The 14,613-nt window shown below is 31.0% G+C and carries 20 protein-coding genes and 1 pseudogene; 13 read left to right on the top strand and 8 right to left on the bottom strand.

Features of this window, described 5'->3' with window-relative positions; all coding sequences use genetic code 11:
- Positions 1-77 (bottom strand): annotated as a pseudogene (locus tag ELQ16_RS10325) (peptidase M15 family protein); the annotation flags it as partial.
- A gap of 189 nt (positions 78-266) precedes the next feature.
- On the opposite strand from ELQ16_RS10325, the gene ELQ16_RS07940 reads away from it, so the two are divergent.
- The 12 genes from ELQ16_RS07940 to ELQ16_RS07885 all read left to right on the top strand — a co-directional run bounded on the left by ELQ16_RS07940 (position 267) and on the right by ELQ16_RS07885 (position 10,221).
- Positions 267-701 carry a hypothetical protein gene (locus tag ELQ16_RS07940; protein ID WP_134239021.1) on the top strand — a complete coding sequence of 145 codons (435 nt, stop codon included), beginning with the start codon at positions 267-269 and terminating at the stop codon, positions 699-701.
- Position 702: 1 nt separating this feature from the next.
- Positions 703-1,521: a phage protease gene (locus ELQ16_RS07935; protein ID WP_134239020.1), complete on the top strand. Its 819-nt coding sequence runs from the start codon at positions 703-705 to the stop codon at positions 1,519-1,521.
- Between the two features lies 1 nt (position 1,522).
- A complete protein-coding gene (locus ELQ16_RS07930; RefSeq protein WP_134239019.1) occupies positions 1,523-2,020 on the top strand; it encodes a hypothetical protein in 498 nt (165 codons plus the stop codon).
- 3 nt (positions 2,021-2,023) lie between these two features.
- On the top strand, positions 2,024-3,001 hold the full coding sequence (locus tag ELQ16_RS07925) for a major capsid protein (RefSeq protein ID WP_134239018.1): 978 nt from the start codon (positions 2,024-2,026) through the stop codon (positions 2,999-3,001).
- Positions 3,002-3,112: 111 nt separating this feature from the next.
- Positions 3,113-3,532 carry a phage protein Gp36 family protein gene (locus tag ELQ16_RS07920; protein WP_166739675.1) on the top strand — a complete coding sequence of 140 codons (420 nt, stop codon included), beginning with the start codon at positions 3,113-3,115 and terminating at the stop codon, positions 3,530-3,532.
- Positions 3,525-4,007, top strand: coding sequence for a DUF1804 family protein (locus tag ELQ16_RS07915; protein ID WP_134239016.1), 483 nt, complete (start codon positions 3,525-3,527; stop codon positions 4,005-4,007). Before ELQ16_RS07920 ends, ELQ16_RS07915 begins: the two co-directional genes overlap by 8 nt.
- Before the next feature lie 115 nt (positions 4,008-4,122).
- Positions 4,123-5,793: a phage terminase large subunit gene (terL, locus tag ELQ16_RS07910; RefSeq protein ID WP_134239015.1), complete on the top strand. Its 1,671-nt coding sequence runs from the start codon at positions 4,123-4,125 to the stop codon at positions 5,791-5,793.
- A gap of 9 nt (positions 5,794-5,802) precedes the next feature.
- Positions 5,803-7,173, top strand: coding sequence for a DUF935 family protein (locus ELQ16_RS07905; protein ID WP_134239014.1), 1,371 nt, complete (start codon positions 5,803-5,805; stop codon positions 7,171-7,173).
- Positions 7,174-7,175: 2 nt separating this feature from the next.
- The gene (locus tag ELQ16_RS07900) at positions 7,176-8,411 is read left to right on the top strand and encodes a phage minor head protein (protein ID WP_134239013.1); all 1,236 of its coding nucleotides are present in this window, start codon (positions 7,176-7,178) and stop codon (positions 8,409-8,411) included.
- 131 nt (positions 8,412-8,542) lie between these two features.
- Entirely contained in the window at positions 8,543-8,917 is a 375-nt protein-coding gene (locus tag ELQ16_RS07895) for a phage tail protein (protein ID WP_134239012.1), read from the top strand.
- 132 nt (positions 8,918-9,049) lie between these two features.
- On the top strand, positions 9,050-9,241 hold the full coding sequence (locus tag ELQ16_RS07890) for a tail protein X (protein WP_134239011.1): 192 nt from the start codon (positions 9,050-9,052) through the stop codon (positions 9,239-9,241).
- Positions 9,235-10,221, top strand: a complete 987-nt coding sequence (locus tag ELQ16_RS07885) for a phage late control D family protein (RefSeq protein ID WP_134239010.1) — start codon at positions 9,235-9,237, stop codon at positions 10,219-10,221. Before ELQ16_RS07890 ends, ELQ16_RS07885 begins: the two co-directional genes overlap by 7 nt.
- On the opposite strand, the gene ELQ16_RS07880 is transcribed toward ELQ16_RS07885, so the two are convergent.
- From ELQ16_RS07880 to ELQ16_RS07870, 3 genes are all read right to left on the bottom strand, one after another.
- A complete protein-coding gene (locus ELQ16_RS07880; protein WP_134239009.1) occupies positions 10,199-10,972 on the bottom strand; it encodes a hypothetical protein in 774 nt (257 codons plus the stop codon). The genes ELQ16_RS07885 and ELQ16_RS07880 overlap by 23 nt on opposite strands.
- Positions 10,953-11,156, bottom strand: a complete 204-nt coding sequence (locus ELQ16_RS07875) for a CJH_07325 family protein (protein ID WP_134239008.1) — start codon at positions 11,154-11,156, stop codon at positions 10,953-10,955. Before ELQ16_RS07875 ends, ELQ16_RS07880 begins: the two co-directional genes overlap by 20 nt.
- A gap of 99 nt (positions 11,157-11,255) precedes the next feature.
- A complete protein-coding gene (locus ELQ16_RS07870) occupies positions 11,256-11,540 on the bottom strand; it encodes a Mor transcription activator family protein (RefSeq protein WP_134239007.1) in 285 nt (94 codons plus the stop codon).
- Positions 11,541-11,634: 94 nt separating this feature from the next.
- Here ELQ16_RS07870 and ELQ16_RS07865 point away from each other — a divergent pair, with 94 nt between their 5' ends.
- Entirely contained in the window at positions 11,635-12,318 is a 684-nt protein-coding gene (locus ELQ16_RS07865) for an endonuclease (RefSeq protein WP_134239006.1), read from the top strand.
- Here the strand turns inward: ELQ16_RS07865 and ELQ16_RS07860 are convergent.
- From ELQ16_RS07860 to ELQ16_RS07845, 4 genes are read right to left on the bottom strand one after another with little or no spacing between them, the layout of a single operon-like run.
- Complete coding sequence (locus tag ELQ16_RS07860; protein ID WP_134239005.1) at positions 12,310-12,585, bottom strand: hypothetical protein; 276 nt, start codon at positions 12,583-12,585, stop codon at positions 12,310-12,312. The two genes, ELQ16_RS07865 and ELQ16_RS07860, sit on opposite strands and share 9 nt — an antisense overlap.
- A 34-nt stretch (positions 12,586-12,619) precedes the next feature.
- Positions 12,620-13,075: a regulatory protein GemA gene (locus ELQ16_RS07855; protein WP_134239004.1), complete on the bottom strand. Its 456-nt coding sequence runs from the start codon at positions 13,073-13,075 to the stop codon at positions 12,620-12,622.
- Position 13,076: 1 nt separating this feature from the next.
- Positions 13,077-13,535, bottom strand: a complete 459-nt coding sequence (locus ELQ16_RS07850) for a hypothetical protein (protein WP_134239003.1) — start codon at positions 13,533-13,535, stop codon at positions 13,077-13,079.
- A 57-nt stretch (positions 13,536-13,592) separates the two neighbouring features.
- Positions 13,593-14,546, bottom strand: coding sequence for an AAA family ATPase (locus ELQ16_RS07845; protein WP_134239002.1), 954 nt, complete (start codon positions 14,544-14,546; stop codon positions 13,593-13,595).
- Between the last annotated feature and the right edge of the window lie 67 nt (positions 14,547-14,613).

The raw sequence follows: 14,613 nt of genomic DNA, 5'->3' as shown, positions 1-14,613 counted from the left end.
GGGACATTTGGCGGCAACTCACACTTGCCACATTTGCATTTAAATTCATCAATTTTAAAATACTTGTTTTCTTTCATATTTTTCCTTTTAAAGCCACTTTAAACCCTAAGTGGCGAATAACAATGCAAGTTTAATTAAAAAGTCAAACCAAAAACTAGAAAAAAATTGTGCTAAAAACTTGTAAGAAATTCTTTTGCTTGAATATAAAACTTTAAAAATCTTAAAATGCCGCAAAGCTTTGAAAAAAGCTAATAAAAGGATAAAAATTGCTAAAAGAATTTGAAGAAGAACTTTTGGAACTTTTAAAAGATTTTAACATTAGAACTTATTTGGGCGAGTTTGAGGATGTGCAAAACTTAGCCACTTGTATTAATGGTTTGGAAGCTTCTGTTTTGCTTGATTTTGAAAGTGAAAATTATAAGGATTTGGAAAATAAAACAGGTATTTGGAAGCTTTATATCTTAACCCATACAAAATCAAAAACACCTAAGCACAGAATTGATGCTAAGCATAAATTATTTGATACCTTAGAAAAAATTGACAAAGAGCTTTTAAGTGCAGAATTTAACAATGGCTTTAGAATCGAGTTAAAAGAGCTTAAAAAAATCTATGAAGGAGTTAGTGATCATGGATATTTAAGTGTATATGCAAGAACTTTGCAAAGCGGTTTTTTACCAAAAAATGATTTTTTAAGGATTTAAAATGCTTTTTATCAATAAAGAAAACTTAGTTAAAGTTAGCAATGATAAGCCTATAAAAGTGGCAATTAAGGGCGAGTGGAAAGGACATAATAATGGCAGATTTAAGGTCGATGATAAAGATTTAGAGTCCATGATTGAAAATTTCAATCAAAAAAAGATTGATTTGGTTATTGATTATGAACACCAAAGCTTAAAAAATAAAAAAGCTCCAGCTGCAGGTTGGATTAAAGAGCTTTACTTAGAAAATGATGCCTTAATGGCTAAGGCTGAATTTAACGAAGAAGCTAAAAACTATATAGCTAACAAGCAATACCGCTATTTATCCCCAGTTTTTGAATTTAACACAAAGGATAATAAAAGTGGAGAGCTTGTAAGAGCTAAGCTTCACTCAGTCGCACTAACCAATACGCCATTTATTGATGAGCTTGGCGAACTCATTGCTAACAAAAACAATATTCATCAAAACAAAGGAGAGAAAATGGATGAAAAAATCAAAGAGCTAGAATCTCAGATTGTAGCTTTAAAAAATGAAAACAGCTCATTAGCTTTGCAAAATGAAGCTTTAAAAAAGCAAAACGAAGAAAGCGTTAAAAACTTAGCGAGCTCTTTAGTTGATAATGCTTTAAACACAGGCAAAATTGCTAATTCTCAAAAAGAATGGGCGCTAATGTATGCTTGTAAAGATTTAGAGGGCTTTAAAAGCTTTTTAGATACCAAGGATGAACAAGTGCAAGTTCCAAAAAACAATGTTTTTGAAAACAAAAACAATCCGCAAAGTAATAGCAATCTTGATGTAGTTAATTTGATGTTAGGGGTTTAAAATGGATGAAAATTTAATGCAAGATCAAGAAAATGTGTCTAATGAAAATGAGTTAGAAAATAAAGAAAACGAGGAACAAGTTTCCCCACCTAATAATGAAGATGAAGGACAAACACAGGATCAAAACCCACCACCAGTTACCGAAAATGAGGAAGGAGAAAAAATGGCAAAAGAAGCTTTAATACAGCTTCCAAGAAGCTTAGAGCAAATTATTTCAAAAGAAATTTTAAGCATTAATGCAAAAATCGATCTTGAAAGCAATGCTAATTTAGCACTTGGAACGCTTTTAATCAGCGAAGATTTTGGAGAGACTTTTAAAAAATGCCCTGATGATTTAGCAGGAAAAAGCAATTTTAAATTAGGACTTTTAAAAGATGATGTATTTGCAAATGGCAATTATGGTGTTTTGCTTATGGGTGAAGTCAATCTTTTAAATGTAAATGCAAGCATCAAGCAAGCTGCTTTTTTACAAAATTTAATCATCAATACTAAGGAGTAAAGAATGGATTTAGAACAGCTTTTAGAATTATTTTCAAGCACAAAAGTGACTGAAGTCATCAATCAAACCAAAGCTTCACCTCGTTTTGTGAGTGATACTTTTTTCAAAGACAGAATTCCAAGTTTAGAGAGCACTGCAAGAGTTGAAATCATCAAAGGTGCTGGTATAGTACTAAATAGCGTTTCAGAAAATGGCGAACATTCTATGGAAGAAACAAAAAATTCTTACATTTTAAATATCCCTTTGCCACGCTTTGCACTTGTAAAAAGAATTAGTGCGAGCGAGATTAATTCTTTAAGGTCTCTGGCTTTGCGAGAAGCACAAGTTAAAAGCTTAAGTGGAGCTATGGGAGTTTTAATTAAAGAAATGAAAGAAAGCTTTAATACTACCCTTGAATACATGGCTAATGGTGCTTTATTTGGCAAAATTTTAGATGGTCAAGGAAATGTGCTTTTTGATTTTGGAAGTGCAAATAAAAGTGTAGTGGAAGTTAAAAAAGATGGAAGCACACCTTTGGCTAATGTTTGCGATTCTATTGACGCAGCTATTATTGATGAATTTGGCACAAATGCAGACTATGAAGTGCTTTGCGGAAATGAACTTTTTGCAGCTATTTCCAACTTGGCGCTAAGTGAAGATCTTTATAAAAACCATCTTGCAAGCAGAGATGAGAAAGACAAATCCTTAATTTTGTATGGCACTAAATATCGCCGCTACAGTGCAAAATACAAAAACACTAAAGGTAAAAGTGTTGAATTTTTGGCAAGTGACGAGGGTATAGTTGTGCCAAAAGACAATTCTAATCGCATTTATTATACAAGAGCAAACCATACTGACGCTTTAGGAAAAGCACCAAGTCTAATGTTTGTTTCTAAGCCTGAAATTTTACCTCGTGGGGCTGGGATTGAAATTGTAAGCGAAATGAGAGCTATGCCAGTTTGCACCAGACCAAATGGGCTTATTAAACTCATTTTAGAATAAACGCACAATTTTAGCCTTAAAAGCATTTTTTGCCTTTAAGGCTAAAAAGATATTAAAAAAAGATTTTAAACGATTTTAACCATATTTTAACCAGCTTAAAAAAGGTATATGATGAAGAATGCAAAAGCTTTTTTGATTAATGAACAAGATTTGACTAAAGAACTTAGCTTTAATGATATTGCTCAACTTAGTGATTTAAATGCAGATGGAGTTTGTGATAAAGAAGTGATTGATGATGCTATTAGTGATGCCCAAAATTATATTGCAAGTTTTATAAAGATACCTAAAAACCCAACTCCGCTTTTAAAAGATATTTGTGTAAAGCTTGCTATTGTGGAATTAAAAAAGAGAAATGATTTTCCAAAAGATGCTTTAAATGAAATTATCCAGTGGGCTCAGGATTTACTTTTAAAAATGGCAAATAAGAAAATTCCTAGCGAAATTTCAGAAGATGAAAACGAACCTAGTATTCGCGTAAGGGCTTTTAAGATTAAAAGAAAAAGAATGGATTTAAGGAGAATAAATGGCTAACAATGAATTAAAAGAACTTGCAAAAGAACTTTATATTGCAGGTTTTGATATGTTTAAAATTGCAAAAATTTTAAACCGCAATGAAAAAACGATTAGAAATTACAAAGCCAAAGATGGCGATTGGGATAAATTAAAGGCTAATCTTTTAACTTCAAAAATCAAAGATAAAGAAAGTGCATCTTTGTATGAAAGCTTTACCGAGCAAATGTTTTGTGCGATTGAAAATATTAATGCTGATGAAAAAATGAATGCAGAAAAGAAGACTGAAGCTATTGCAAGGATAGGCGATAGCTTTTCAAAAATGAGAAAGGTTGCAAGACTTGAAGATCCAAGCAGCTATCGTTTAAATGTTGCTAAAAAGGTGGTTGAGATTATCATAAGTCATTTAAAAAATGACAAAGATTGTGTAGCAAAACTGGTATCACTTTTAGAAAGCGGGGTAATAGAAAAAGAAATTTTAGCAATGGATATTTAAATGGCGAAGCTCCCCACTTTAGTGGGACGGGGGCTTTAGGTGGGTCAAGGGAGCGAAGCTTCCTGTTGCAAGGTAAAAACCGCGTTTTTTACCGCGAAGTTAAAAAAGGATAAAAGTGTTATTTTCCAAAGAAGAACTCGATGAGTTTTTAATCTCAAACGAGCAAAAACACGAAAACACTCCAAATGAGCTAAAAGGTGCTATGCAAAGAAAAGACTTTTTAGAATGGATGGATGAGTTAAAAAATGAATTAAAAACTCAATTTTTGCATGAAAGCCATTTAGATCCTGCTTTAAAAGAAGAAAGAATTAAAAGAGCAAGTGTGGATTTTGATTATTTTGCAAGAACTTACTTTCCACATTATTTTACCATTAAAGGCGAATGTGGCTTGCATTTACATTTAAATGAAGTTTTTACAAAAATCGCCTTAAAAAAGGACAATAAAGGCGAAAAACACGCCATAGCTGCACCAAGAGCTCATGGTAAATCAACTTACACTTCGCAACTCTTTCCTTTGTGGTGCTTGGTTTTTAATTATAAAAGCTTTATAGTAGAGATTTCAGATGCAGTCGAACTTATGGAAGGAATGCTTGAAGCCATAAAAGCAGAACTTGAAGACAATCCGCATTTAAAGCTTGATTTTCCTGAGGTTGTAGGAATTGGCAAGACTTGGCGTGTGGGTGAGTTTGTTAGTAATAATGGCGTAAAGATTAAAGCCTTTGGTAGTGGAAAAAGACTTCGTGGGGTTAGATATGGGGTTAAAAGACCTGATTTGGTTATTTTGGATGATTTAGAAAATGATACTAATGTTAGAAGTAAAGACCAAAGGGATAAATTAGAAGATTGGGTGGATGAAGCGGTTTTAAACTTAGGGAGTGCTGATGGAAGTTTGGATGTGCTTTACATTGGAACGATTTTACATAATGATAGCGTATTGTCAAGGAAATTAAAGCTTGGTTTTTGGAATCCAAAAGTCTTTAGGTCAATCGAAGAATTTCCACAAAGGCTTGATTTATGGGATGAATATGCCACACTTTATAGAAATACTGATTTTAATACAGCTCATCAATTTTATTTAAAAAATAAAGCCTTAATGGATAAAGGAGCAAAAGTTCTTTGGAGTGAGGCTAAAAGCTTGGAAGATTTAATGCGTTTAAGAGCTGAAAATCTAAAAGCTTTTAATAAAGAGCAACTCAATAACCCAAGAAGTGAAAATCAAATCTTTAGTCTTGATGGCATTAATTTTTATGATGTTTTGCCACCAATTAGTCAATATTACATGTATATTGACCCAGCAGGAGAGAAAGCAAAAAGCGACTTTAGTGCAATTACCGTTATTGGCAAAGGTGCAAAGGGCTTTTATGTAGTAGAAAGCATTGTAAAAATTTTAAAAGCACAAAGTATTATAAAAACCATTTTTAATCTTCAAAAGATTTATAAGTGTCGTTTGATTGAAATTGAAACTAACGGCGGACAATTTTTCTTAAAAAAATGGCTACAGGAGAAAAGCTTAGAGAGCGGAGTATTTTTGCCTTTGCGTGGTAAAAACAATAGCGTTAGCAAGTTTGAGCGCATTGAGAGTTTAAGCCTTGCCTTTGAAAATGAAGAACTTTTTTTGCATAAAAGCCAAACCATGCTTATAAATCAACTTTTGGAATTTCCAGAAGGCAAAAACGATGATGCACCTGATAGCTTAGCTGGTGCTTTTTTATTAGCACGCACAAAAAGCAGCATTAAAAGAAGAAAACATAATTTTAGTTCTGTTCCAAGAATAAGGCATTTTTAAAGGAAAAATATGAAAAAAGAAACAAAAAGCAAAAGAGAAGTGATTTTAAAAAACAATAGTTTAATTGATACCTTAATCAACTCTCATTTTTTAAATATCACAATGATTAAAGAAAACGATCAAAGAATGATTTTTAAAGATCTAAGCTTTACTCAAGCTATGCAAAGCAGAAAAGGAGTTATACTCGCCAAAGAACTTCAAATCATTTGTGAAAATGAAAAAATCAAAGAAAATTTTGAATATCTTTTTCACCCTGATTTAATAGGACAAATCCTAGAAACCTATCTTTATGGGCTTAATGTGTTTGAGGTTAATTACAAGTTAAAAGATGGTTTTTATTATCCCATTTTAAAGCAAAGAGATTTTAGGAATTTTGGTTTTAATGAAGAAGATGAACTTGTTTATAATGGCAATGGGTGTGAAGAATTAATAGATAAATTTAAAGTGATTTATGGGCTTTTTGGTTCAAATTTTTTATTTAAAAATGGCGATGCTTTATTAACAAAACTTTATTTTCCAGTAAAACTTAAAAATGCAAGTTTAAAGTTTTGGATGGAGTTTTTAGAAAGATTTGGAAGTCCATGGGCGGTTGCAAAAACAGATAGCGACCCTGATGCATTAGCATCTGAAGTACATCAAATGTTAAACGGTGATAGTGCGGTTATTGATAAAGAAGAGGAGCTTGATTTAATCCAGCCAAAGACTAAGGCAAATTATAATGAAATAATAGATTATCTTGATAATCAAATAAGAAGTGTGGTTTTAGGAGCAAATTTAAGCTCTCAAGTAAGCAGCGGATCTTTAGCGGCTGCACAATCTCATAATGATATTAGAAAAGATTTGGCAGCTCAAGATGGACAAATCGTGCTTTTTATCTTAAATCGTGCGCTTAAATTTTTTAAAGAAATCAATAATTTTAAAGATGAACTTTTTGTGCAATTTTTTAGTGAAGCAGAGCCAAAAAGCGAGCTTTGCGAAAGAGATTTAAAGCTTTTTAATATGGGCTTTAGCTTTGATGAGGAATATATTAAAAGCACTTATAATGTAGAAGGTAAGCTTATAAAAGAGACTTTAAAAAGCGAAGAAAACAAAGACTTAGAAAACGATAAAAAAATCTTTGAAAACAAAACCAAACTCGCACCAAAAAAGCCTATGGATAAAATCGATGCAGCTCTTGAGAGCAAAGAGTTTAAAAGCATAGATAAAAAAATCAAGCAAAAGCTAGAACAAGCCTTTAACCAGCTTTTAAACAATTCTAATTCCTACGAAGAACTTTTTGAAAACCTACAAAAAGAGTTTAGTGGTGTTTCTATCAATGTTTTGGAAGATTTTATGTTTAAAGCTTTAGCTAATGCAAGCATTCTAGGATATGGGGATTAAAAATGTTTTTTGGCGAACCTACCAAGGCGGTTGAGTATCTACAAAGTAAAAAGCCCCAAACTAGCTTTGATTATGATGAGATAATGTGCGAAACACATAATAAAGTCTTCACTATTGCAAAGTTAAATGATCTTAATCTTTTAAAAGACATACAAAATTCCTTGATACTAGCTTTAAAAAATGGAGATAAATTTGAAACTTGGAAAAAGCAAATCATCCCAAAACTAAAAGCTAAAGGATGGTTTGGAGATAAAGTAGAAGTTATAAATCCAAAAACAGGCGAAGTTAAAAACATCAAGGTGGGCACTTCAAGACTAAAAAAAGTTTTTGAAACCAATATGAGAATAGCAAAGGCTCAATCGCAATGGGAGAATATCTTGCAAAGCAATAAAGAATATGTGCGTTGGGTAAGCTTACTTCACGGAAACCGTAGGCAAAATCACATTGCTTTGCACGGAATGATTTTAAGAAAAGATGATCCTTTTTGGATTAAAAATCGTCCCCCTTGTGGCTATGGATGTAAATGTTCTCTTCAAGCAGTAAGCAACAATGAATTAAAACTTTATAATTGGAAGCTCTCAAAACAAGTACCACAAGATGTAGCAGATAAAAATTTTGATTATGATAAAAACTTGGGTGTGGAAAAGCTTGAAAGGCTTTATAGAGAAAGAATAAACGAAATTGGCAAAAATTTTGTTAAACTTGGAGCTCTTGGTGCATTCAATAAATTAAACGAAAACTCTCAAAATTTTCAAAAAGAAAAAGAACTTTACACTTGGCAAAAAAGCTTGGATGATATGGTGGATGAAGTCATCATTAAAGAAAATCAAAAATATCCTATTAATTTTATACAAGTAGGTAAAATGGATAAAACAACTAAAGAATTTTTGGAAAAACTGAGTAAAAAGGATTTAGAAGATTTATATTTTACACTAAGCAAAAACAACCTTTTACACGCAAGTCCTAAAAGAAAAGCAAACTACAATCAAGCCTTAAGTGCAGATGAAATAAGACAAATTGTTAAGGTTTTGGATGAGGTAAAAGAGGTTTATTGGGACAGGAAGGAAGAAAGCTTGGTTTATTTTTTTGATGATTTAAAAAATAGTAAAAAAGTAAATAAAATCATTATAAAACCTGATTACAAGCTTAAAAAATTTGGAAAAACTAATGCGGTTATTACGCTTGGAAAAGTAAATAAAAATGATAAAAAACAAGAACCACTAGAAAAAATCAGATAAGGCGGTAGGAGTTGCACCTACAATACAGATCCAACCCTATTTATATAAATAGGTATCTATCGACTACTACATTGCGATCATCAACCTTATCTTTTAAAATTCTAACTCGATAAAACTAAAAAGGAGTTTAAATGGTTTTAGCTTTAGGGGATTTTGAATTTAAGGCTTTAAATTTTGATAATTTAGAAAGAAGTTTGGATTTTAACATACAAAGTCAAAGTAGGCTTAATAATCATAGCGTTTTGTTTTCAAATTCAAAAGAGAGTGAAAAAATTAAAATTCAAGGCAAAACCTTGCCTTTGAAAGGAGATAGAAATACCTATCTGGACAAACTTGAAAACATGGCTAAACAAAGAAAATCTTTTAATTTGGTAGGAGCGAATGGAAAGTATTATGGGAAATTCGTGATTTTAACTTTAAGTGAAAATAGAAGTGCTTTTATTGATGGGAGTGGCTTTGTGGCACAAAGCTTTAGTATGGATTTAGAAAGGGACTTTGATGAGTAAAATTTTTGCAAAGTGCTTGAAAAACAAGATACTCACGCAAGTGGGACGGGGGCTTTAGGTGAGTGCAGGGAGTGTAACTCCCGCTCGCAAGGATGAATTTATTTCATCCGCAAAATTAAAAAAGGATATTTAATGAGTGAAATTTACATAGCCAAAAACAATGAAAGACTTGATAGTATAGTTTATAAGCATTATGGAACACTTTTATATTTTGATCAGGTATTAATTGCTAATCCAAGATTAGAACCGCTTTTAAAAACAGGAGATAAAGTGATTTTACCTAAAATTGAAATCAAAGAGAGTGAGGAAAAAGCTTTATGGTAAAAAAACCGCAATTTAAACTCGTTGCTAATGATGCAGACATCACAGAAAAAATCTCTAAAAATCTCATTAGTATTAGTTTTGAAGATAAGGAAAAGGATGAGAGTGATGAGATAAGCTTAAGTATTTTTGGGCTTTATTCCAAGCCACTCTTTGGGGATAGCCTAGAGCTTTGGCTTGGACTTGAAAAGCTTTTTAAGTGTGGAACTTTTAGCGTGGCAACTGTAAGTAAAAATTACACCCAAAACACAACAGAAGTAAGAGCTACTGCGGTAAATTTTAGTGGAAAAAATAGCAAAAATGGCTCAGGCAATACTAAAGAAAAGAAAAGCAGAAGCTTTGAAAACACTACTCTTTTTGCTATAGCAAGGAAAATTGCAAGTGAAAATGGTTTAAAACTTAAAAGCAGTGGCGAAGATCAAAACATTACTAGCGTTTTACAAAATAATGAAAGTAATTTGGAGTTTTTTTATAAACTATCTTTAAAATACGGTTTTATTTGCTGTATTAAAGAAAATACCTTAATCATCACTCCAAAAGATGCAAAAATAAGCAAAGATAATTCTACTAGCGTTAAAAATGAAAATTTACCAAGCTATGAAATAAATCTGAATGAATGCTTTTCTTTAGAAATCACAGAAAGTTCAAGAAATGAATACACGGCTGTAATTGCACAGTGGCAAGATACCACAGAAGGAAAAACCAAAAGCATAAAAGTAGGAAGTGGAGAAAATGTTTTTAAAATGCAAATTGCACAACCAAAAAGCGATAATGAAGCGTTTAAATTCGCACAAAGCAAGCTTAATGAGCTCCAAAAAGGAGGAGTAAATGGCAGATGTGAGCTTATAGGACGCGAAATAAGGGCTGGTGGAAAACTTAAAATCAAAGGAATAAAACTTGATATTTTAGAATTTAGCATTAAAAGTGTGAGTCATAGTTTTAATGACTCAGCTTATGTGATTACGCTAGAGTTTGAGAGTTAGATTTTTTATCTAGATAGGGTAAAGATTTATTGTAGAGTTCTTTGTATTGTTTGTGTAAATACTCATTGTTTATTACTTTTCCTTGTACATCCTTGCCAAGATGTAACAATTCTTGCATTCTTATATCCTTAAATTCTTCAAACAATTTTGGATTTTTTCGCTTTACTGACTTAATAGATAGTCTGATAAACATTTTATAATTATCAAGCGTTCCCCTATAAAGATGATTTTTTGCTTTATTTATATTTCCTAAATCATCATTTCCGTGATAAACACTTGTAAAAATATGAGATAAGGCATTGTTAAATTCAAGTAAAGCTTGGATTAAAACACTTCTTCCATCCTTGTCTTTTGCAAATTCTTGACTATTTTCTTCATGTTCAATTGCATCAATAATCTTAAAATCACCACAAGATGTACGAAAAGAAGTAAATATTTCTTTAAAATCTTCTTTAAATAATGCACCGTAATTAAAACTAGAGTGACAAACAGAAGCAAGATTAATATTTAAACATTCGTTTTTATGATCGCCTATATAGTCATCAACAGCTCTTTTGATTGCTTTTTTTAAACATTCTGCATCTTCTTTAGATAGGTCAGAGGTGATAATTATATCAAATTGTTTTCTAAAAGTTATTAGTAAATCAACATTTCTTCCTAGTCTTGTTTTTTGCTCAAGAGAATGAATTAAATCGTATTGTAGATATCTACCATACTGAAAGAAAAAAGAATTAAAAATTTCTGTTTGCAATTTTTTCCTCTACATTATATTTTTCATACATTTTGTCTAGAAAATCATTAGCCTCTTGAAGACTTTGATGTAATTTTGGATTGTCCTTTCCATAAGTTAATTGCGCGACACTGCCATGATTATTATAGAAGTCATTGATATAATTTATCTTTCCATAGCTGTCTCTAATTAATCCCTTTTTCATTATTTTCCCTTAAATCCCTTAAAGTTAACAATATCATTATAGCAATTTGTAATTAATATTTCAAATTAAATTGAAGTTTTATTATTAAAATAATCTAATCTAAAACAAACTTGGTTCTAAACCCTCTCTTAATTCTTTGGTGATTAAATAGATTGCATTTAAACTTAAATCGTATTTTTTAGCACATTCTAAACTTGCATTTTTAGTGCTTATTCCCTGTTTTATAAGTGTTTTAAAATCTTGCTTTAATTCTTCATCTCTAAGTAAGGTTTTATAGCTTGGTATATAAATATTTGCACCGCCAAATTCTTTTAAAATTTCTCGCTTATCATTATTTTTCACAAAATCAATAAAATATTCAAAATATTCATTATTACTTAGCAAGCTAGTTCCTAAAAAAATCTTTTTAAAAATTCTAGCGAAAAAATCAAATTTTGTTAAATTGCGGAGTATAATTGCACTTTTTAAAGGAGAAAAAATGAATAAAATTTTAATGTTTTTAACACTTATGCTAAGTTTTTGTTTAGCAAAAAGTGATGGAGTGATTGATAATTTTGAAGAGGCAAAAGAGTTTTTAAGTGAGTTTTACATTAAAAACCCACAATTTATGCAAGATTTTTACTGTGATACTTCTTTTAAAGCGGTTAAAAAAGGAGATGATATTCGTTTTGAGCTCATTAAAGATGATAGCTATACCCCACGCCACGCCTATACTAAAAAAGGTAAAATTAACCAAAGAGCCAAACGCATAGAATGGGAGCATATTATGAGCGCTCATAATTTTGGAAAACATTTGCCTTGCTGGAAAGAAGGTGGCAGAAAAGCTTGTAAAGATGATAAGCTTTTTAATAAAATGGAAGGCGATATTCAAAACTTAGTCCCAGCCATAGGAGAGATTAACGGCGATAGGAGTAATTTTAATTACGCACAAGCTCCTTTAAATTTAAAATATAACCAATATGGAAAGTGCAAGGTTTATACTGATTTTAAAGCAAGAAAATTTTATCCTAATGAGAGTCAAAAAGGCTGGATAGCAAGATCATATCTTTACATGAGTGAAAAATATAAAATCAGACTTTCTAATCAACAAAAGAAACTTTTTGAAGTGTGGAAAAAATATCCTATGAGTTTGGAAGAAAAAAGAATTAGAGCTTTACTCTAATTCTTTGCAAGTCTTTTCTATAAGCTCATCTATGTCAATGACTAAGCTTTTATCTTCTTCATCAAAGCCCTCATCAATTCTTTCTCTAATTACGCAAATCACATTGAGTAAAATCCCAAAATCTTTATCGGTTTTAATTTGATGAGTGATTCCATCATGCATTATTTCAAGGCTTGCTCTTTTTGCAGCAAAGGCAATTTGTGAGTGTTTTTCTATACCTAAAGTTAAAAAAAGCTCCGCATCGTAAGAATGTATTTCTAAAATCATTTTAATCTCCTTTTGTTTTTTTACAAAGACAAGATTAGCTTCGTTTGGCTGAATGTGTGCTGTTGTTTTCTAAGTTTTTAAGCCCTAAAATAATTTTATTGGCTTCTTCTGTGTCTAAATACCAAAGATACAAAGGTCGCTTTTTAATGATATTATTAATAAATTCTCTTAAAGCCCATTGTGTAGGATTTTTGGCATTTTTGCTCCAAATGGCTTGTATCATATTAAGCTGTTTTTGAGTAGCTCTTCCACTTTTAGCGTTTTCTTTTTTGAAATATCTTGCTTTTTTATGCCCTTTTTTGCTTAAAAAACTTTCTTCATAACCTAAAGTGATAGCAAAATCTCTAAGCTCATCAATGTTTAAATCTTTGCTTGAAGTTTTGCCATATCTCTCACTTAACACCCAGCGATAGCTTTCATCATCACTTAAATTAGCATCTTTTCTTAAAGTGTGAATGATTTTAATAAGATGAGTTCTAAGTTTTTGCATTTTATTTTCCTTTAGCACTATTTTTTATAGCGATTTGAAGTTTTAAAAATTTTTCTTTTAAAACATTATCGTGGATACGAAAATTTCCTGTGCTTTTTTCAACAAAGCCGTCTTTTCTTAAAACTTCTTTCTCTTGCTTGTTTTTTAAAACAACAAGCTCCGCTTTTATGTCTTTAAAAATAAGCGCATAATTCTTATAAAAAAGTTCAAAATTTTGCTTATAAATCACTCTTAATTCAGCCTTTATCCATTCTTTTTTAGCATTAAATTCCATTAAGGCAGTATTGTTTGTAAAATAAAAGATTAAAAGCTTATTTCTTAAAACAGCTTGTTTTAAAAACTTTTCTATTAAAAATCTTTCTAAACTTTTTCTAGCCATATTTTGTAAGGCTTGATAAGCTCTTAATTTTACAAAAAATATCCCTTCATCATGAAAAGGTTTAAAAGTATTGAATTTCACAACCTATCCTTTTTAAAAACTTAATCAAGCCCATTAAAAACGAGCTTTGTTAAATTTTTAATCAAACGAGCCTAATTCCTTGTCGTTACTGTCTTTATTGTCAGCTTTTAAACTTTTCCAAACAAAAGTGCGACCATTCTCTCCGCCAAGCTCACTTTCCCAAAAAACGCCTTTAAATTTCTCTAAAGTATTCCTTGAAAAATTATCACTCCTACTTACCTCAAGTGCTGATAAAATCTCGCTTGTGCTTAAGCTTTTTTCTCCTAAAAGCTTTAAAACCTTATCTATAAAAACTTCTTCTTTATCACTGATTTTAGCGTTTTGTAAGTCGGTGTTTTTAATGCTTAGAGTTTTTGTATTGATAAAAAAGGCTTGATCTTTAATTCCTGCTCTTTCTTTTTGAACGCTAAGCAATACTTCAAAACCTTGTTCTAAGTTAGCCACTTTTTGTAAAAAATACATACAATCACTTGAATTTCTAATATGATTTGAGCCTTTAAAAGCTCTGCCATCTTTTGTGGAATGGTGTAAAGCCATAATAGTTGCTCCACATTCTCTTAAATTCATCAGCAAAGACATCAAAGACATCATTTTTGCATCATTATCAATATCTGCAAAATTACGCAAAGAATCAAGAACAAATAAAACCCCTTCATAGCTTCCCGCCACGCCTTTACTCTCAATCATTTCTAAAAGCTCATAAGCTGAAGTTTTTAAGCTTGATCTATGAATATAAGTGAATTTGCTTTCATTTAAAATAAGTTCGCCAAAACCTCTCTCATTTAAAACATTTAAAGGATTGTCCATATCGATATAAATAACGCTTTTAATCCTTGCATCTTCACAAAGTGCTTTTGAAATGGCAGCACTTAAATAACTTTTTCCACTTCCACCATTTGCATAAATGATAGTTATTGCTTTTTTAACTAAAAAATCAGGGATTAAAAACTCTAATTTCTCGTTTAAATCTTTATTTTTTAATTTAAACTCATTTAAAAAATCCAAATTCATTTTATTTTTCCTTGCTAAAACTTAATCAAACCCACTAATTAGTGAGTTTTGTTAAATTTTTTGGCTT

The sequence above is a fragment of the Campylobacter sp. US33a genome, assembly GCF_004378855.1.
Classification (GTDB): Bacteria; Campylobacterota; Campylobacteria; order Campylobacterales; family Campylobacteraceae; genus Campylobacter_D.
Note: the sequence above shows the minus strand (reverse complement) of the source record. Positions and strands in the feature narration are given on the sequence as shown.